Raw genomic sequence first — 17,492 nt, 5'->3', positions numbered from 1 at the left:
CGGGGAGCCGGGGACCGACGATGACGATCGAATCCGGGGAGACGGCGACGCGGCCTTTGCTCGGCCGGATCTCTCTCGCGAACCTGATCTGGGCCCAGGTTGCCGGACTGGTCGTTCTGGTCCTCGGCATGCGGTGCGGGCTGACCTGGTGGGGCGCACCAGCTCTCGGCATAGTGGTCGGTCTGATTCTTCTGCTACCCCTCGGCAAACGCACTGTTTCAGACTGGATCGCCACCCGCGGCCGCTTCCGCACCCGGCGCGGCCACCCACCCGCCGACATCATCGATTTCCGCGCCCCCGACGGGCGCTCGCTCGGGCTCTACCGGGACGGCGGCCGCGTGGTGGCGGTCGTCGAGGTGCTCGCGCCCAAGGGCGGACTGACCCGGCTCGGGCGCTGCACCGTGCAGTCCACCCATCTGCTGCCACTGCCGGAACTCGCCAAAAGCCTGAGCCGGCACGACATTCTGCTGTCCGGCATCGACATCGTCTCGCACGGCTTCCGCAGCCGTTCCGGCACACCCGCGGGCGCGATCTACGACACCCTGCTCGGCCCGCTGCCCGCCACCGCGCACCGCACGGTATGGCTGGCCATCGCCTTCGACCCGATCGCCTGCCCCGAGGCCGCAACTCGGCGCGGCGGCGGGCTGACCGGCGCGTGCCGGGCGGTCACCATCGCCACCCAGCGCATCATGCGCACCCTCGAGGACGCCGGCTGCTCGGCCCGGCTGCTCACCGCGCCCGAGATCCGGCAGGCCGCGCTGCAGGTCACCGCGGGTGTCGATCCGGGCGCACTGACCCAGCGCTGGCGCTACGCCGAACTCGGCAACGGCGTGAACATCGGTGCGGCCGTGGATCCCCGGCAGCTGGCCTCCGATCTGCTCGCCCAGCTGTGGGTGCCCGCCTCACGCGGCACCACCGTGGCCGTGCGGCTGCGCCCGGGCCGCAGCGCCGACACGGTGCGCATCGGCGCGGCCTGGCGGCTCACCGCGCGGGAGCTGCCCGCGGAACCGGTGCAGCAGCACATGATCTCCATGAACGGCCGCCATCGGGAGGCGCTGCTCGCGCATCTCCCCTTCGCCGTGCCGGGCCTGGACGACACCGTGCCCACCGAGATCCGCGACATCGCCGGCATCGAGGCCCTGCAACTGCCTTCCGCTGGATGCGGCCAGCTGCTCGGCTCCGACGACGACGGCAACGGCGTCGCCATCCGCCTTGTCGGGCAGGGCATTTCGAGCGTCCATCTGGCCGGGGAGCTCTATCTCGCCCAGCAGATCGTCTTCCGCGCCCTGGCCGTCGGCGAACGCATCCTCATCCGCACCGACCGCCCCGAGGCCTGGCAGCAGCTGGTCACCACCATCGGCAATCCGGACCGCCTCACCGTCGCCGTCGAAACCCACCAATCCGACGCCGATTTCACCGCGACGCTGGTGGACGGTGTGCTGGCGCCCGCACCCCACGCCGGCGTCACCACCGTCTACCTGACCGGAGACCCGCTCGGCTGGCCCGGCACCAAACCCGACCTGTCCATCCACCAGCCCGCCGCCACCGGCAACCGGATCATCCTGCGCACCGGAACCACCGGGGTGCCCCTGACCCTGGTCTCCATCCCCCGCGAGTCCACCTACATCGGACAGCCCCGCGCCGCCGGCGCGCTCGCGCGCTAGCTGCCCGGATACGGATCCGCGGCGCGAGCGGTGCGTAAGGCCGCCGCCCACCAGGCGAGCTGGCGCAGCATGCGATCGGCGGCGTCGATGGCCGCGCCGTCCCGGGTCTCGCCCTCGGCGTCGAACTTGCGTTTGGCCTCATGGAAACTCACGGTCTCGCGGATGGAGACCATATGGATCTCGGCGACCACCTGCCGCAGCTGCTCGACCGCGCGCAGCCCGCCCGACAGACCGCCATAGCTGACGAAACCGATGGGCTTGCCGCGCCATTCGCGCTTGACGCTGTCGAAGGCGGTCTTCAGCGACGCCGGGTAGCCGTGGTTGTACTCGGAGGTCACCGCCACGAACGCATCCGCGGCCCCGACCCGCTGCCGGAACGCCTGCACCTCGGGGGAATCCGTCAGATCCAGCGGCAGCGGGGTGTCGAGGAGGTCGATGACGCCCACCTCGAAATCCGCGTCGGCGCGGGCACGGCGCAGGAACCAGTCCGCGACCACCGGCGCGAACCGCTGGGGACGCACACTGGCGATGATGACCTCGAGCCGCAGCGGGGTGTCCATGCCGGGAGCCTATCGGCTGGGCGGTCAGCGCCGCCCGATCCCGCGCGCGGCATAGTCGGCCAGCCCCTTGGCGGGCTGGGTGCGCGCGGTGAAATCCAGCGCGTGCCGGGCTCTTTCCGGGTGCGCGACGATATGGCGGATATCGGTGACACGGCATTGACCCGTCACCACCGGGGTCGGCCCGTCCGTCGCCTTTGCCATGACCGAGGCCACCTCCCACAGCGTGAGCGGCCGCCCCGAGGCGATATTCAACGGCACGAAACCGGGCAGCCGGCGTTCCACGGCCGCAACGGTGGCCACCGCCGCGTCCCGCACGTGCAGGAAATCCCGCACCTGACCGCCGTCTTCGAACACCTGCGGCGGGCGGCCCGCCACCAGCTCGGCCCGAAAGCGCGCCACCACACCGGATTCCGCCGACCGCACCCTGCGGCCGTCCGCCACCGGTTCGCCGTAGAGCTGGTGATACCGCAGCACCGCGGCATCCCCGCCAGTATTGGCGACCCATGCCAGCGCGTAGCGCTCCTGCGCGACTTTGCTTGCCGCATAGGCGCTCCGGGGCCGCAGCGGTGCGTCCTCCCCCATCGGCTCCCAGGTCAGCACCTCCCCCGACCGCGGCGCGCGATGATCGAACAATCCCCGATCCAGGTCACCACGCCGCCGCAGCCCCGGATAGAACGGCCCGCTGCGCACGCCCCGATACCGGCCCTCGCCGTATACGGCCACCGAGGACCCGAGCACCAGCCGCGGCACCCCGGCCCGCTCCATGGCGGCCAGCAGGACGGCCGTGCCCACGTCATTGTGGGCGGCGTAGAGCGCGGCCCAGCGCATGCCCTCCGCGCCCGGCCGCGCCGCGCCGGCCCGGTCCGCGCCGAGCGGGGCGCGCACGCACGGACCGGCGCCGTGGGCGGAATCGTCACGGCCGCGCTGCCCCTCCCCCGAGACGCGATGCAGATGCGGAACGTCCTGCGGGGCAGCGAGATTCGAGGAGTCGGCGGGCACCGGCTCGATCGCGCCCCGCAGCTGCGGCAGCGGCACGGCCGCCGCCAGGTGGCAGACCACGTCGATATCGGCGAGCAGGGGTTCGAGCGCGTCCTGATCGCGGACATCGAGGCGGGAAACATCTTCGGGGCCAGCGGCATTCGCACCGTGCACGCTCTCGAGCAACGCATCGATCGCGACGACCTCGTGACCGGCCGCCAGCAGAGCGCGGTGCACATGGGAGCCCAAGTAACCGGCCGCGCCGGTCAGCAACACGCGCACGGGGTCGGGACCGCCGGAATTCATGGTTCCAGCCTATTCGACCGGCCTCCGACGCTCAGGTCCGCTGGACAACGTCGCGACCGCATTCTCATTCAGGTCTCTTCGAATCAGACGCAACAACTGATTTCGCGCCGATCAGGGTAACTCGCCGGGGTCGCCCAGAATCGGTTTCGCTCCCAACCGACGGTACGGCTCGCCTTCGGCGGACGGCTCTCAGCCGTCCGCCGAAGGCGCGGGGAGCTCAGGGCAGTTCGAAGGGCAGCTGCACGCCGGTACCCGTCAGCACGCGGCACTTGTCGCAGGTGTCGTCGCCCTCGACGGCGGCGACCGCGCGGCGCACCAGCGCCTTGAACGGCACCAGGTTGCGCTCGAACTCGGCGAAGACGGCCGCGGCGCTGACGCCCTCACCGGTCTCCAGGCCGGCGTCCAGGTCGGTCACGAGAGCGATTGCGGAGTAGCACATTTCGAGCTCGCGGGCGAGCACGGCCTCGGGGTGCCCGGTCATATTGACCAGCGCCCAGCCCTGTCCGGCGAACCAGCGGCTCTCGGCGCGGGTGGAGAAGCGCGGGCCCTCCACTACGACCATGGTGCCGTGATCGTGCGCCGGCAGCTCGTCGCCCAGGGCACCGATCGCCGCCGAACGCAGCTCCTCGCAGTACGGGTCCGCGAAGGCCACGTGCACGCCGCCGGTGTCGTAGAAGGTCTGGGCGCGACCGGAGGTGCGGTCCACCAGCTGGTCCGGCACGGACACGGTGCCCGGGCCCCAGTCGGCACGCAGGCTGCCGACCGCGCACGGGCCGAAGATGCGGCGTACGCCCAGCGAACGCAGGGCCCACATATTGGCGCGGTAGGGCACGGTGTGCGGCGAGAACTCGTGTTTGCGGCCGTGCCGGGGCAGGAACGCCACCGCCCGCCCCTCCACCTGTCCGATGGTGATGGGCGCGCTGGGCGCGCCGTAGGGGGTTTCGACCTCGACCGTGGTCGCGTCATCGCCGAAGAAGTCGTAGAACCCGCTACCTCCGATGATGGCGAGCGCTGCCCGTGGATCCTCACTCATGCCCTCGATTCTCGCGCATGCGCGGACGAGTGGTGGGACCAGGGCAAACCATGTACCCTAGGGGGGTATTAACGCCCGGGAGTGAGGACAGCGCAGGTGACCAACGACAAGACCGCGACCACAGACCCGGCTGCGCCCGCCGAAGCCGCCGAGTCCTGCCACGACCACGCCACCCACGGCTACATCACCGCCAAGGACGACTACCTCAAGCGCCTGCGCCGCATCGAAGGCCAGGCCCGCGGCCTGCAGCGCATGGTCGAGGAGGAGAAGTACTGCATCGACATCCTCACCCAGGTCTCGGCCATGACCAAGGCCCTGCAGGCCGTCGCCATGGGCCTGCTCGAGGATCACATCAGCCACTGCGTGGTCGACGCGGCCGTCGCCGGCGGACCCGAGGCCGAGGCCAAGATCAAGGAAGCCACCGACGCCATCGCCCGCCTGGTGCGGAGCTAGTCCTCAGCAGGCGGCGGTGCCGCCGGGATACGTACCCAGGGACATGGGCAGCGCCCAGCGGTCCGGGCCGGACTGCCAGCCGGAGGCGACCCGCCGGGACCCGCGGCGGACGGGGGCGGGGTCGCGGTCCTTGCGGTCACGCGCGGCCCGGGCGGAGTCGCACTGCTGGGTGTCGGCGCTGTCGGCGACCAGGTCCAGATCGGCGTAGAGAATGCCCTCCTCGCCCTCCTCGAGCGGGGTCACCACTTCGCGGCCGTCCGCGGCGTAGATGCAGGCGCGGCCGGTGGGGCTGCTGATCCGAGGGGCGCCGCCCATACCGTCGAACGCCGACTCCCCCACCACCGCGGTGGGCGCGAGCACGAAGGCGCCGACCTCCAGTGCGTACATCCGGCTGACCGTGGTGCTCGAATCCGGCCCCGCCGCATCGGCGTACGGACTGCCGGACCAGGCGGCCACATGGATCTGCTCCTCGTCGGCGCGTAGCGCGCGGGTCAGCAGCGGCCGCTGGTTCTCCTGCCCGGACAGCGCGCCGTACTTGCCTATCGGAGTGTGGTGCACCGCAGGCAGATTCGGAGTTCCCGAGGCGAATATCTTGCGTTCCACGCTGTTCAACCCGGCCTTGCGGCGTACGGACAGCAACTCGCCGGAATCGTCGATCACGGCCTGCGACATATAGATTCGCCGATCCTGCCGTTCACCGAATCCGAGGACGACGTGAATGTCGTGCGCGGCGGCGGCCCCGGTGATCGCGCGCATTTCCACGCCATCCCGAGTCATCGAATTCTCGCGGCACCGAGTCGAGTATTCGACATTCCACTGATTGGTATCGATCCAGCGCCACCAGGGATATCCCGGGAGAAACGCCTCCGGGAATGCGATCAGGCGAGCGCCCTGCGTCGCTGCTGCTCGGATCAGTTCGACGACCTGCTCCACGCCGTCGGACAGCCGCAGCCAGCTGGGTTCGGCCTGGACGGCGGCGACTCGCACCGTAATCCTCATCGCTGTTCCCTCATGGAACGTGATGCTTGCCAAGAGTTTCCGGCCAAACAATGGCAACGAGTGCCGAATCACCGACTGATCATGCCAGGGTACGAAAAGCGCCCGGAGTCGTGCCCATTTCCAAACGGAAGCTTCGGTAGAAACTACGCTCGGTGAGGAATCCCGACGCCTTCGCAACGGCCGAAAGCGGCAACTGTGGCGCATTTCGCAGTAGGTCGCAAGCACGTTCGATTCGCATGCGGCGCAGCACCGTTCCCGGTCCACCCTCGAACTCGCCGAATACCCGGTAGAGAGTACGCCGCGACATGCGGCAGCCCTCGGCGATTCGATCGACTCCGAGATCCGGATCCGCACAGTTGCTGCGCATGAAAGCCAGCACCCGCTGCCGGTTCAGGGCGTCCGCGGACTGGTCGTGCGGGGTGCGCCCGGACGCCGCGATCACCGCCGCCGCCAGCAGATCCATCCCCGGTTCGGCCAGCAGTGCCGCCCCGGCCGGATCGGTGCGCTGCAATCCCGCGACACCCCGGAAGAATTGCGCCACGATTCCCGGCGCGGTTCCACTGGAAAACACAGTGGCCGTGGGGACTTCGGGATCGGAAACGCCGTAGTGATCGCGCAGCCGGCTCAACGGGACCTGCACCACGACCTGTTCCCACTCCTGCTGCAAGTCCCACTGATAGGGACGAGTGGTGTCGTAGAACACGATCGAACCGGGACGGACGTCGGCCACCCGGCCGTCCTGTTGCAGGCGTCCGTGACCCGAAAGGGGAATACTCGCGATCAGATACTCGTCATTCGCCTGCGCTATCAGCCGATCGGTGCGGCGGATGAGCTGAGTGGAGGATCCGGCGACGGTCAGATCGAGGTCGCCATATCGAGCGTGTTCGATATAGCCAACAAAACGATCGGTCGGTTTTGGTGAAACCGCCAATGGCACATAGGCATCGCTCACATGCGCTTCCCAGCGCTCGAATGCCTCCGTCGCCGACTGCTCCGGTCCGGATCGCACCTCGATCCGATCGACCGCTTCTGACCGTTCCACTCCCCATCCCTCGATGACAATGGTCGGCCGATGTACGGCCGAATACTCGGGAGAGTGTGTCAGATCAGGGGAATTCGAGCCAATACCCCGGAGCGGTACGCAGCGATACCACTAGGCCGCGGACTCGAAACTCAGGTCCAGTTCCAGATCGGCGTACAGCAAACCCTGTTCGTGCCCGGCCAGCGGCGACGCGAGTTCCTCGCCGCCCGGCGCGAAGATGCGTGCATGCCCGCCCGGCCCGGGTACCAGCTGCTTGGCCGGCTCCGAACCCCGGCGGCTCTCACTGCCCGCCACATCCATCACCGCACAGGCCGCGATCACGTTCAGCTGCCCGACCACCGCGTACCAGAGCGTGGCCGCATTGTTCACGCGCACACCCCAATCCACGTCCCGCGCCACGATGAAGCCCGGCCAGGACACCACGTGGATCTGCGCGCCGGTGCGCTCCAGCTCCCGCCGCGCCGGCAGATGCAACTGCTCCGAGCCGCCCTGCACCGCGATGCGGCCGATGCCGGTGTGGAAGACCTGCGACTCGCCCGGCTCGGCGCAGCGGAAGATCTTGTGCTCCAGCGGCGTCAGCTCGGGCTTGCGACGGACTCCGAGCAGTACCCCGCGATCATCGATGAGGCACTGCGACATGTAGAGCGCGCCGGCACTGCGCTCGCTGAAGCCGAGCAGCACGTGAATGCGATGCCGCCGCGCGGCGTCGGCGATGCGGCGGAACTCGGTGCGGCCCACCGTCATCGAATGCGTGCGATACCGCGCGAAGAACCCCTGGCCCCAGCTCACCGATTCCAGCCACAACCACCACGGATATCCGGGCAGGAAGGTCTCCGGGAAGGCCACCAGCTGCGCGCCGCCCCCGGCCGCGTCCTCGATCAACTCGATGGTCTGCTGGACACCGGCACGCAGATCCAGCCATCGTGGCTCGGCTTGGACGGCTGCGACTCGCACCTTCGTCAGCACGTCGGCTCCTTCGACGGGTATCGGATGATGTGCAATCACCCTTCGCCGAACGTGAACCGGTCACAGCGACATCCCGTGCCGGGCTACCGACCGCGCGTGCCTGCGTCCAGTTGTGACCGAAATTGACCGGGCGTCACGCCGGTTTCCTGGCGAAATGAGCGGTAGAAATGGCGATCGGTGGAGAATCCGGAAGCTGCGGCGATCGCCGAGAGCGGCCGGGCCGGGTCGGCCCGCAACAGCCGCCGGGCATGCTCGACCCGCATGCGGCGCACCAGTGCGGCGGGGCCGCCGATGTCCTCGCACACCCGGTAGAGCGTGCGCCGCGACACCAGGCAGGCGTGCGCCACCTCATCGACGGTCAGATCCGGATCGGTATAGCGCTGGCGCAGCACCGACAGCACCTGCTGGCGCGTGTAGAGCGAATCGGCCGGAGCCGGCGAGTTCTGCCCGTTGGCCAGCAGCACCGCCGAGGAGAGCATGGCCGTGATCTGCGATTCGAGGGCATGTGCGGCCCGGTCGGTTTCCTTGACCGGGAGAGCGGCCATGCCGCGGAAGAAGTCGACCACCACGCCCATCGCGCCGGTGGCGGGTAGTGCCTTGGCGATCGGTAGCTCGTCGCGCACCAGCCCGGCATGATCGAGCACCGCGCTCATGGGCGCGCGCACAATCGTGGACACCGCGTTCTCGGTGGTGCGGCTCTCGATCGGGCGGGCGCTGTCGTAGAAGGCGATGGTCCCGGCCCCGCCCTCGGTGATCCGGCCGTTCTGCTCGGTCCAGTTCGCGCCCTCCACAACAATGTTCACCAGCAGGAAGTCCCCGGCGGCCTGATCGAGCTGGCGCTTGTTACGCACCACCCGCTGCGCGCTGGAGGTCATCATGGTGAGACTGGAGTGATCGAACTGGGTGAAGCGCAGCTTGCCGTGCCACTGACCCTTGCCGAGTGGCTCACAGATCGACGGCAGCACCGCGTCGGCCACAATGGCCTCCCACTGCTCGAATGCCTGCCGCGCGGAAACCTCTGAGGTCGTACGGACTTCGACGCTGGCAGTGGACGCGATACCCACACCGTGCATCATTCCACTACCGGCCGCCGGGAAACTGCGAATGAAGCCGACCGATCCGACAAAACGGACCAGTCGGCCGGATTGTCCTGGTAATCAAGCCGATCCGGATAGGCCGCCTGCCCGGTCGCCGGCGGCTCGAAGGCGGCGACCGGGCGGCGCTTTTCCAGTATTCCCATCCGCCACGCCGCTGTGACTGCCCGGGCGTGCCAGATCACTGCCAATTGACGTCAGCCCCGACACACCTCCTGATCAGGCATGACTCGACCGGAATTCGCCGGGGGTGATCCCCATTTCGCGTTTGAAGGCCCGATAGAACTGCCGCTCGGACACGAAGCCCGATGCCCGGCCCACGGACAGCAGCGGCCGAGTCGGATCGGTGCGGATCAGGGCCAGGGCCCGCTCGATCCGCATGCGCCGGAGCATGGCCGCCACACCGTCCTCGCCGTGCTCGAACAACCGGTACAGAGTGCGGCGCGACACCGCGCAGGCGCCGGCCACCTGATCGACGGTGAGTTCCGGGTCGGCATAGTGGCGTTGGATGAACGCCAGCGCCCGCTGTTTGGCCAGCGTCTGCGCGGGTTCGTCGCGCGGCAGGTCGCCCGCCGCCAGCTGCACCACCGAAGCGAGCAGTCCCGTACCGTGTTTGGCCAGCACCGCCGCCTGGTCCGGTGCGGTGTACTGCAATTGCGCGAGGCCGCAGAAGAAGCGGCCCACAATGCCCGCCGCCCCCTCGGGCGGGAAGCGCACCGCGGTCGGCAGCCGGTCCGCCGGCACCCCCGACGCCCCCACCACCTCCGCCAGCGGCACCTGCACCGCCACCACGCCCCAGGACTGCTCGAAATGCGCGCTGAAGGGCCGGGAACTGACATGCAGGGTGAGCCCGCCGTCGGCGAGTTCCCCGACCCGCCCGTCCTGCTCCAGCCAGCCGTGCCCGTGCGTGGTCACGCTGGCGAACAGAATGGGTTCCTGGGGCTCGTGGAGGAGCCGCGGTATCCGGCTGAGGTGCTGCCCGCTGGCCGTCACCATGGACACATCGATGCCGTCGAATCGCGATTGCACGATGCGCGCCCGGAACTCCCCCGACCCTACCGGTGTCACCACCAGCGGAACGTAGGCCGTTGCGACAACGGCCTCCCATTCCTCGAAAGTCTCCTGCTGCGAAACCTCCGGTGTGGACCGCACCTCCATCACCGCGGGCTCGACGCCGCCCCTCATCGCCCGATTCTCGCACCCCACGCCCCCCCGATCCTCGAATTCCCTTAACAACGTCCAACTTTCATCACATCGCCCGAATTTCCCGATTACCCGCAACTCGCACCACGAATCCTCATCCCGGACTCGCACTTTCACCCACCCGCCATCCGCGATCACATGGCCGTCGCTTCCCCCGACATCGAATTCGCCGCCCGTCCGCCGGGCAGGCCCGACCACATCAAACGGTCGAGTCGATCGTCCGCAGCTGCGCACGCAGTACCGTCGCGGCGAGCGCATACGGCGGCAGATCGGCTTCGGGGTCGTCGTCGTCCGGGTCGTCGAACAGGTCGAGATCCGCCATCAGCGCCGCGCGCACACGCGCCCGCCGATCCAGCGCCGCCTCCACCTGCCGGCGAAACTCCCACGGCGACAGCCGCTCCGTGACGCCGGGCAGGTCCGCGCCGGCCAACTGCCGCGCCACGTCAGTCCGATCGCCCGGGAGCAGGTCGATAACCTGCGCGATCTCCCCACCGTCATGGAGTATCCAGACGAGGAAGGTATGGATGCGGTCCGCGCGTTCGAAACTGCCGACGAGTACCGAAGCGCCCAGGGCAGTCGAGCGGGTGCACGCGACCGCCCGCAAAGGACCGGCCGATCGGACCGACCAGCCCGGCACGCTCACGCCCTGCGCCTCGAGCCGATCCGCGGCGGCCCGTGCCGCACGCGACAGCTCGTCGGTCGAGAGCCGGGCCAGGGCGCGCAGCGTGCCCAAGGCCTCCGAGGTCGCCCGCTCCTCGAGCACGAGCACAGCCCATGCGCCGAACAGCTCGGCGAACCCTGAACCCTCGTCGCCTCCGGCGAGCAGATCAGCGACCAGGAATTCGACCTCCAGGGGATCGGTGTCGTCCCCCAACTCGGCAGCGTCCGCCAGCACACGGTCGATCGGCTCCCGTAGATCGAACTCCTGTCCGTCGGACCGGGCGAACTGATCCTCGTCCGATACGAGCACCCGCTCCGGCCGACGCCCGCCGCCACGCCCGCCCTTGTGCTTTCGACCCCGCGGCCCCGCTTCGATTTCCCCATACCGACGACTATCCGCCCGCACCCCGGCCGCCACACCGCAAAGCGAAACTTCGCACCCTCGAACCAAAAGGGAGTTCGCCCTTTACATTTCGTGCCTACTCACACTGCGGCCGAACGCGTCGCCGGCCACCGGCCAGTGGTTGAACAAGGCAGCCGACGCACGTGGCCCGGCCCGGGTGCTCGGCGCTTCCAAAGACCGAAACGGCCGAGACCGCACACCGGTTGGTGGAACACGGCGTCAGCGCGGTCGCTTGTCAGCGCTCGGCCGACCGGTTGCGTCCACCGGTTCGGGACGAGTCAGTCGCCGCAGCAACCCTCGGGGTCGGGAACGGTGCGGACCTCGCGGGTCTGGGCATTGCGGGTGGCCAGGTCGGCGTCGTCGGGGTAGTCGACCGCGATCAGCGACAGGCCGTGGGCCGGGGCCACGGTGACAGAGCTCGAGCGCTCGCGTTCGTTCAGCAGACCAGCGATCCAGGCGGGCGTGCGGCGGCCTTCCCCCACGGCCAGGACACCGCCGACCAGGCTCCGGACCATGGACCAGCAGAAGGCGTCGGCGCTGACATAGGCGGTCAACAGGTCGCCGTCCTGGACCCAGTCGAAGCGCTGCAGTTCGCGGATGGTCGTCGCGCCCTCACGGCGGCGGCAGAAGGCGGCGAAATCGTGCAGGCCCAACAGCTTTCGCGACGCCTCACGCATGGCCTCGACATCGGGGCCCGGGCGGCACGGGACGACACTGCGCGCCCGAAGCGGTTCCGCGCCAAAGGGAGCCGTGGTCAGACGGTAGGCGTAGTGGCGGCGGATGGCGGAGAAGCGGGCGTCGAACTCGGGCGGCGCGAGGCGGGCCGCCTTGACGCGCACATCCTTGGGCAGGAAGCGCGCCAGCCGGTGCACCAGCTTGGGGCCGTCCACCTCGGTGTGCGTATCGAAGTGCGCGACTTGACCTTCCGCGTGCACACCCGCGTCGGTGCGCCCGGCCACGGTGAGCTGGATGGGCTCGCGCTGCACCTTGCTCAGCGCGTCCTCCAGCACGCCCTGCACGGTACGCAGGCCGGGCTGGCGCGCCCAGCCGGTGAAATCGGTGCCGTCGTAACTGATGTCCAGCCGTACCCGAATCGAAACCGGTTCGGGCGTCGGATCCTCCACGGTCACAGCGATCTCCTGGTTAACATGGAGAAAGCCCGCCGACCCGGAGGGGACGGCGGGCTCACTCATGGAATCTCACCCTCGGGGTTTCAGGGAACGCCCCTGAAACCCCTTGTCGAGTCCGAAGGACCGGATTTACTCCGCGGCCTTGTCCTCGGCGGCAGCCTCTTCGGCCGGAGCCTCGGCGACAGCCTCTTCGGCCTTGGCCTCGGCCGGAGCCTCGGCAGCCTTCTGCGAAGCGGCGACACGACGGGCACGGTCGGCCTCGTTGGTCACGGTCTTCTCGCGGACCAGCTCGATGATCGCCATCGGAGCGTTGTCACCCTTGCGGGGGATGGTCTTGATGATGCGGGTGTAGCCACCCTCACGGCCCTCGAACGAGGGACCGATCTCCGCGAACAGGGCGTGCACGATGTCCTTGGAGCGGATCACCTTCATGACCTCGCGACGGTCGGCCAGGGTGCCGCCCTTCGCCTTGGTGACAAGCTTCTCGGCGTAGGGGCGCAGCGCCTTGGCCTTGGCCTCGGTGGTCGTGATGCGACCGTGCTCGAAGAGCGCCGTCGCCAGGTTGGCGAAGATCGCCTTCTGGTGCGACGCCGTCCCGCCGAAGCGGGCACCCTTCTTGGGCTTGGGCATTGTTTGAATCTCCTGTGTTGAAGGCCGATTCGGGGCGCTACACCCCGAATGACCTAAAGCTGTTCGGTCTCGGCGTAGTCCTGCTCGCCGTTGTCGGTGTCGCTGAACGAACCGCTGTCGCTCCAGGTGCCGCTGGCCGCGTCGTAGCCGACGACGGAGGACGGATCGAAGGAAGCCGGAGAATCCTTGAGGGACAGGCCGAGCGAGTGCAGCTTGACCTTGACCTCGTCGATGGACTTCTGACCGAAGTTGCGGATGTCCAGCAGGTCCGACTCGGTGCGGGCGACCAGCTCGCCGACGGTGTGCACGCCTTCACGCTTGAGGCAGTTGTACGACCGCACGGTGAGATCCAGGTCCTCGATCGGCAGACCGAACGAAGCGATGTGGTCCGCTTCGGCCGGCGAGGGGCCGATCTCGATGCCCTCGGCCTCGACGTTCAGCTCGCGCGCGAGACCGAACAGCTCGACCAGGGTCTTGCCCGCCGACGCCAGCGCATCCCGCGCGGAGATCGAGTTCTTGGTCTCGACATCCAGGATGAGCCGGTCGAAGTCGGTGCGCTGCTCGACACGGGTGGCCTCGACCTTGTAGGTCACCTTCAGAACCGGCGAGTAGATCGAGTCCACCGGAATCCGGCCGATTTCCGCACCCGACGCCTTGTTCTGCACGGCCGGGACGTAGCCGCGACCGCGCTCGACCACGAGCTCGATCTCCAGCTTGCCCTTGTCGTTCAGGGTGGCGATGTGCATGTCCGGGTTGTGCACGGTCACGCCCGCCGGGGGGACGATGTCACCGGCGGTGACGGTGCCCGGGCCCTGCTTGCGCACGTACATGGTGACCGGCTCGTCCTCTTCGGACGACACGACCAGACCCTTGAGGTTCAGGATGATGTCGGTGACATCCTCCTTCACGCCCGGGACGGTGGTGAACTCGTGCAGCACGCCGTCGATGCGAATGCTGGTGACAGCGGCACCAGGAATCGACGACAGCAGCGTGCGGCGCAGCGAGTTGCCGAGGGTGTAACCGAAACCCGGCTCCAGCGGCTCGATGGTGAACCGCGACCGGTTCTCGGACACGACCTCTTCGGTCAGCGTCGGTCGCTGTGAAATCAGCATTTCTTCCTCCTTCGGACGCCCACTATTTGACGCCCACTATTTGGGGAGCTGTTGCGGCCCTGAGGGATTCAGGGCCACAACCAGCGGCGCGCTTACGCGCACCTATTACTTCGAGTAGAACTCGACGATCAGCTGTTCCTGCAGCGGAACATCGATCTGCGCACGCTCGGGGAGCTGGTGCACCAGAATCCGCAGACGGCCGGGAACGACCTGCAGCCAGCCCGGGATCGGACGGTCGCCGACGGTCTCACGCGCCACCTGGAAGGGGTACATGGCCAGCGACTTCGCCTTGACATCGATGATGTCGTACTGCGAGACCTGGAAGCTGGGCACGTCCACCTTCACACCGTTGACGGTGAAGTGGCCGTGCGAGACCAGCTGACGGGCGCCACGACGGGTCCGGGCCAGACCGGCGCGGTACACGACGTTGTCCAGCCGCGACTCGAGCAGACGCAGCAGGTTGTCGCCGGTCTTGCCCTTCTGGCGGTTGGCCTCTTCGTAGTAGCGGCGGAACTGCTTCTCCATGACGCCGTACGAGAAGCGAGCCTTCTGCTTCTCCTGCAGCTGCATGAGGTACTCGGACTCCTTGATCCGCGCGCGGCCGTGCTGGCCGGGCGGGTAAGGACGACGCTCGAACGCCTGGTCGCCTCCGACGAGGTCGACACGCAGACGACGCGACTTGCGGGTGATAGGGCCGGTATAACGAGCCATTGTCTTCTACTCTTCCTTCCCGCTAGACGCGACGCCGCTTGGGCGGACGGCAGCCGTTGTGCGGCTGCGGGGTGACATCGGAGATCGTGCCGACCTCGAGGCCGGCGGCCTGGAGGGAGCGGATCGCGGTCTCGCGGCCCGAACCCGGGCCCTTCACGAAGACATCGACCTTCTTGACGCCGTTCTCCTGCGCCTTGCGGGCAGCGTTCTCGGCGGCCAGCTGCGCGGCGAACGGAGTCGACTTACGCGAGCCCTTGAAACCGACGTGGCCGGAGGACGCCCAGGAGATGACGTTGCCTTCGGGGTCGGTGATGGACACGATCGTGTTGTTGAACGTGCTCTTGATGTGCGCGTGGCCGTGCGGGATGTTCTTCTTATCCCGGCGACGCGACTTCTGAGTCTTCTTCGGGCCCGAGGCCCGGCTCTTCGGAGGCATACGCTATCCCTACTTCTTCTTGCCGGCGACGGTCTTCTTCGGACCCTTGCGCGTGCGGGCGTTGGTCTTGGTCCGCTGGCCACGAACGGGCAGGCCACGGCGGTGGCGGATGCCCTGGTAGCAGCCGATCTCGATCTTGCGACGGATGTCGGCCTGCACCTCGCGGCGCAGGTCACCCTCGACCTTGAAGTCCTGCGACTCGATGTAGTCGCGGAGCTTGGTCAGGTCGTCATCGCTGAGATCCTTGGAACGCAGGTCCGGGCTGACGCCGGTAACGTCCAGGATCTCCTTGGCGCGGGTACGGCCGATGCCGAAGATGTAGGTCAGCGCGATCTCCATGCGCTTTTCGCGCGGGAGGTCGACGCCCATCAGACGTGCCATGGTTGGCGATTCCTTACTTTTGCGGAGGTCTGCTCCCTGTCCGTCCCCTCGTGAGTGGGGCCCCGGCCTCCGTACCGGGGGTGGGCCGCCATCCGTCCCCTACGGGACTCGGCGACGGCGACTGGCGCTGGGAGTTCTTCTTTGTTGCCAATCCGAACCGCGTTCGGTGCTTGGCGGTGAGCGACCGGGGGCGTGAAGAATCCACTGTCCCGGCGATCACGGCACGAGGCCGCAATCAGCCCTGACGCTGCTTGTGGCGCAGGTTCTCGCAGATCACCATGACCCGACCGTGGCGGCGGATCACCTTGCACTTCTCGCAGATCGGCTTGACGGACGGCTGAACCTTCACGTCAGATCCAATCTGGGTCGGTGTTCACTGGCCGTGAACACAGTTTTTCCCCGGCCGGTTTGACCGGGGAAAACCCGGGACTCGCGCCCCGGAAGTCTTTGGCACCCGTGGGGGTGACTCACTTGTAGCGGTAGACGATGCGGCCGCGGGTCAGGTCGTAGGGCGACAGCTCCACGACGACGCGGTCCTCGGGCAGGATGCGGATGTAGTGCTGCCGCATCTTGCCGCTGATGTGGGCCAGCACCTTGTGACCGTTTTCCAGCTCGATCCGGAACATCGCGTTGGGCAACGGCTCGATAACCCGGCCCTCGACCTCGATGGCCCCTTCCTTCTTCGCCATATCCTCCGCGATCCCGGTTAGGCTGAACCTGGTTGGTTCAAGCTCATTACGGCTGGTCGGCCCCGAAGTTGGTGGTGCATTGCGGCCAACCCGGTGACATACTCACTGGAGGCGGCACTAGGACATGCCACAACCACTATGTAAGTCACCAGCGACCTAGCTTACCCGTTTCCCCAGACCCGGCCAAATACGGGTGCGGTGACGTGCCCCGCCGTGCACGGCGGATGCCACCCGTTCCGCGCAGCGCGCCACCGAGCCGGACGAGATACGCCGGGCGCGCACCCGTCGGAGATCGCTAAACTACGCCCTGTCCTGCACGCTCGATCGAACACCGGGGGTAGATGTGAGTCGCGAGAACGACGGACTCCCAATGCTCCCACCCTGGCTCTCCGAGAGTGACGTTGCCACAACCGGTTACGAGGCTCCCGTCGAGAACCTCCCCCAGGACGATGTCATCCCCGAGCAGAAGGGCGGCCGCGGCCTCTTCGGCAAGCGCAAGTCCCGCAAGGACGCACCTCCCAAGCGCGCCCCGAATCCCGCCCCTGCCTCCGGTCCCGTCGAACCGGACCCGAGAGCCCAGCAGCCCGGCACCCCGATGCCGATCCGCGACCCCGGCACCCACTTCAACCTGCCGCACCGCGACGACCAGCCGGGCAGCGCGCCCCAGCAGCCCGGCGACGGGCGGCCGAACGGCCAGGCGCCCACGCAGTTCCCGCCGAACGGTCAGCGGCCCGCGCCCCAGCCGATCAACGGCCAGGGTCCTGTATCGCAGCCGCCCAATGGCCAGTTCTCCACTCCCCCGTCGTCCAACGGTCAGGGCTCGATGCCGCCCAGTGGCCAGGGCTTCGGCGGTTCACCGCACTCTGGCCAGGCGCCCACTCCTCCCCCGGGGCCTCGCTTCGACGTGCCTCCGGCCAATGGCGGGCAACCCGCGCCCGGTCCGCAGTTCTCACCGCCGCCGACACCCCAGGTCGATCCGACGCAGCGCATCGCCGGCGCGGAACCGGCTCGGCTGGGCGGGCATTCCGGTCAGCTGGATCCG

General features: G+C 68.3%; 19 protein-coding genes. 2 read left to right on the top strand and 17 right to left on the bottom strand.

What is annotated here, in order from left to right; all coding sequences use genetic code 11:
• Positions 1–20 precede the first annotated feature (20 nt).
• Entirely contained in the window at positions 21–1,664 is a 1,644-nt protein-coding gene (eccE, locus tag ACQP1O_RS04605) for a type VII secretion protein EccE (protein ID WP_433564645.1), read from the top strand.
• On the opposite strand, the gene ACQP1O_RS04600 is transcribed toward eccE, so the two are convergent.
• The 3 genes from ACQP1O_RS04600 to ACQP1O_RS04590 all read right to left on the bottom strand — a co-directional run bounded on the left by ACQP1O_RS04600 (position 1,661) and on the right by ACQP1O_RS04590 (position 4,541).
• Entirely contained in the window at positions 1,661–2,224 is a 564-nt protein-coding gene (locus ACQP1O_RS04600; RefSeq protein ID WP_433564644.1) for an NADPH-dependent FMN reductase, read from the bottom strand. The genes eccE and ACQP1O_RS04600 overlap by 4 nt on opposite strands.
• A gap of 24 nt (positions 2,225–2,248) precedes the next feature.
• Positions 2,249–3,508 carry an NAD-dependent epimerase/dehydratase family protein gene (locus ACQP1O_RS04595; protein ID WP_433564643.1) on the bottom strand — a complete coding sequence of 420 codons (1,260 nt, stop codon included), beginning with the start codon at positions 3,506–3,508 and terminating at the stop codon, positions 2,249–2,251.
• A gap of 217 nt (positions 3,509–3,725) precedes the next feature.
• Positions 3,726–4,541: an S-methyl-5'-thioadenosine phosphorylase gene (locus ACQP1O_RS04590; RefSeq protein WP_433564642.1), complete on the bottom strand. Its 816-nt coding sequence runs from the start codon at positions 4,539–4,541 to the stop codon at positions 3,726–3,728.
• A gap of 183 nt (positions 4,542–4,724) precedes the next feature.
• Between ACQP1O_RS04590 and ACQP1O_RS04585 the strand changes: the two genes are divergently transcribed.
• Positions 4,725–4,994, top strand: coding sequence for a metal-sensitive transcriptional regulator (locus ACQP1O_RS04585; protein WP_051028944.1), 270 nt, complete (start codon positions 4,725–4,727; stop codon positions 4,992–4,994).
• A 3-nt stretch (positions 4,995–4,997) separates the two neighbouring features.
• On the opposite strand, the gene ACQP1O_RS04580 is transcribed toward ACQP1O_RS04585, so the two are convergent.
• The 14 genes from ACQP1O_RS04580 to infA all read right to left on the bottom strand — a co-directional run bounded on the left by ACQP1O_RS04580 (position 4,998) and on the right by infA (position 16,450).
• Positions 4,998–5,993 (bottom strand): nitrilase-related carbon-nitrogen hydrolase, encoded by a 996-nt coding sequence (locus ACQP1O_RS04580; RefSeq protein WP_433564641.1) that lies wholly within the window; start codon positions 5,991–5,993, stop codon positions 4,998–5,000.
• 79 nt (positions 5,994–6,072) lie between these two features.
• Positions 6,073–7,035 (bottom strand): helix-turn-helix domain-containing protein, encoded by a 963-nt coding sequence (locus ACQP1O_RS04575; protein ID WP_433564640.1) that lies wholly within the window; start codon positions 7,033–7,035, stop codon positions 6,073–6,075.
• Between the two features lie 111 nt (positions 7,036–7,146).
• Positions 7,147–8,001, bottom strand: coding sequence for a nitrilase-related carbon-nitrogen hydrolase (locus tag ACQP1O_RS04570; RefSeq protein WP_433564639.1), 855 nt, complete (start codon positions 7,999–8,001; stop codon positions 7,147–7,149).
• Positions 8,002–8,084: 83 nt separating this feature from the next.
• A complete protein-coding gene (locus ACQP1O_RS04565) occupies positions 8,085–9,065 on the bottom strand; it encodes an AraC family transcriptional regulator (RefSeq protein WP_433564638.1) in 981 nt (326 codons plus the stop codon).
• A gap of 249 nt (positions 9,066–9,314) precedes the next feature.
• Entirely contained in the window at positions 9,315–10,280 is a 966-nt protein-coding gene (locus ACQP1O_RS04560) for a helix-turn-helix domain-containing protein (protein WP_433564637.1), read from the bottom strand.
• 217 nt (positions 10,281–10,497) lie between these two features.
• Positions 10,498–11,376 carry a hypothetical protein gene (locus ACQP1O_RS04555; protein ID WP_433564636.1) on the bottom strand — a complete coding sequence of 293 codons (879 nt, stop codon included), beginning with the start codon at positions 11,374–11,376 and terminating at the stop codon, positions 10,498–10,500.
• Positions 11,377–11,639: 263 nt separating this feature from the next.
• On the bottom strand, positions 11,640–12,554 hold the full coding sequence (gene truA, locus ACQP1O_RS04550) for a tRNA pseudouridine(38-40) synthase TruA (RefSeq protein WP_433564635.1): 915 nt from the start codon (positions 12,552–12,554) through the stop codon (positions 11,640–11,642).
• A 66-nt stretch (positions 12,555–12,620) separates the two neighbouring features.
• A complete protein-coding gene (gene rplQ / locus ACQP1O_RS04545) occupies positions 12,621–13,121 on the bottom strand; it encodes a 50S ribosomal protein L17 (protein WP_433564634.1) in 501 nt (166 codons plus the stop codon).
• 53 nt (positions 13,122–13,174) lie between these two features.
• Entirely contained in the window at positions 13,175–14,233 is a 1,059-nt protein-coding gene (locus ACQP1O_RS04540; RefSeq protein WP_040855475.1) for a DNA-directed RNA polymerase subunit alpha, read from the bottom strand.
• Positions 14,234–14,338: 105 nt separating this feature from the next.
• Positions 14,339–14,944 carry a 30S ribosomal protein S4 gene (gene rpsD, locus ACQP1O_RS04535; RefSeq protein ID WP_433564633.1) on the bottom strand — a complete coding sequence of 202 codons (606 nt, stop codon included), beginning with the start codon at positions 14,942–14,944 and terminating at the stop codon, positions 14,339–14,341.
• A 22-nt stretch (positions 14,945–14,966) separates the two neighbouring features.
• Positions 14,967–15,380 carry a 30S ribosomal protein S11 gene (gene rpsK / locus ACQP1O_RS04530; RefSeq protein ID WP_040855472.1) on the bottom strand — a complete coding sequence of 138 codons (414 nt, stop codon included), beginning with the start codon at positions 15,378–15,380 and terminating at the stop codon, positions 14,967–14,969.
• Positions 15,381–15,389: 9 nt separating this feature from the next.
• A complete protein-coding gene (rpsM, locus tag ACQP1O_RS04525) occupies positions 15,390–15,761 on the bottom strand; it encodes a 30S ribosomal protein S13 (RefSeq protein WP_040855471.1) in 372 nt (123 codons plus the stop codon).
• Positions 15,762–15,996: 235 nt separating this feature from the next.
• Complete coding sequence (gene rpmJ, locus ACQP1O_RS04520; protein WP_033085975.1) at positions 15,997–16,110, bottom strand: 50S ribosomal protein L36; 114 nt, start codon at positions 16,108–16,110, stop codon at positions 15,997–15,999.
• Positions 16,111–16,228: 118 nt separating this feature from the next.
• Positions 16,229–16,450 (bottom strand): translation initiation factor IF-1, encoded by a 222-nt coding sequence (gene infA, locus ACQP1O_RS04515; protein WP_040804562.1) that lies wholly within the window; start codon positions 16,448–16,450, stop codon positions 16,229–16,231.
• Between the last annotated feature and the right edge of the window lie 1,042 nt (positions 16,451–17,492).

The sequence above is a fragment of the Nocardia sp. CA-151230 genome (assembly GCF_050942175.1).
GTDB lineage: Bacteria > Actinomycetota > Actinomycetes > Mycobacteriales > Mycobacteriaceae > Nocardia.
This window is presented reverse-complemented; position numbering and strand designations above follow the sequence as displayed.

Bases quoted from the DNA above. Each gene is read 5' to 3' on its own strand.
- ACQP1O_RS04560 (WP_433564637.1), bottom strand. From the start codon at position 10,280: ATGAGGGGCGGCGTCGAGCCCGCGGTGATGGAGGTGCGGTCCACACCG.
- rpsD (WP_433564633.1), bottom strand. From the start codon at position 14,944: ATGGCTCGTTATACCGGCCCTATCACCCGCAAGTCGCGTCGTCTGCGT.
- rpsK (WP_040855472.1), bottom strand. From the start codon at position 15,380: ATGCCTCCGAAGAGCCGGGCCTCGGGCCCGAAGAAGACTCAGAAGTCG.
- ACQP1O_RS04595 (WP_433564643.1), bottom strand. From the start codon at position 3,508: ATGAATTCCGGCGGTCCCGACCCCGTGCGCGTGTTGCTGACCGGCGCG.
- ACQP1O_RS04540 (WP_040855475.1), bottom strand. From the start codon at position 14,233: ATGCTGATTTCACAGCGACCGACGCTGACCGAAGAGGTCGTGTCCGAG.
- truA (WP_433564635.1), bottom strand. From the start codon at position 12,554: ATGAGTGAGCCCGCCGTCCCCTCCGGGTCGGCGGGCTTTCTCCATGTT.
- ACQP1O_RS04590 (WP_433564642.1), bottom strand. From the start codon at position 4,541: ATGAGTGAGGATCCACGGGCAGCGCTCGCCATCATCGGAGGTAGCGGG.
- infA (WP_040804562.1), bottom strand. From the start codon at position 16,450: ATGGCGAAGAAGGAAGGGGCCATCGAGGTCGAGGGCCGGGTTATCGAG.
- eccE (WP_433564645.1), top strand. From the start codon at position 21: ATGACGATCGAATCCGGGGAGACGGCGACGCGGCCTTTGCTCGGCCGG.
- rpsM (WP_040855471.1), bottom strand. From the start codon at position 15,761: ATGGCACGTCTGATGGGCGTCGACCTCCCGCGCGAAAAGCGCATGGAG.
- ACQP1O_RS04600 (WP_433564644.1), bottom strand. From the start codon at position 2,224: ATGGACACCCCGCTGCGGCTCGAGGTCATCATCGCCAGTGTGCGTCCC.
- ACQP1O_RS04580 (WP_433564641.1), bottom strand. From the start codon at position 5,993: ATGAGGATTACGGTGCGAGTCGCCGCCGTCCAGGCCGAACCCAGCTGG.
- rplQ (WP_433564634.1), bottom strand. From the start codon at position 13,121: ATGCCCAAGCCCAAGAAGGGTGCCCGCTTCGGCGGGACGGCGTCGCAC.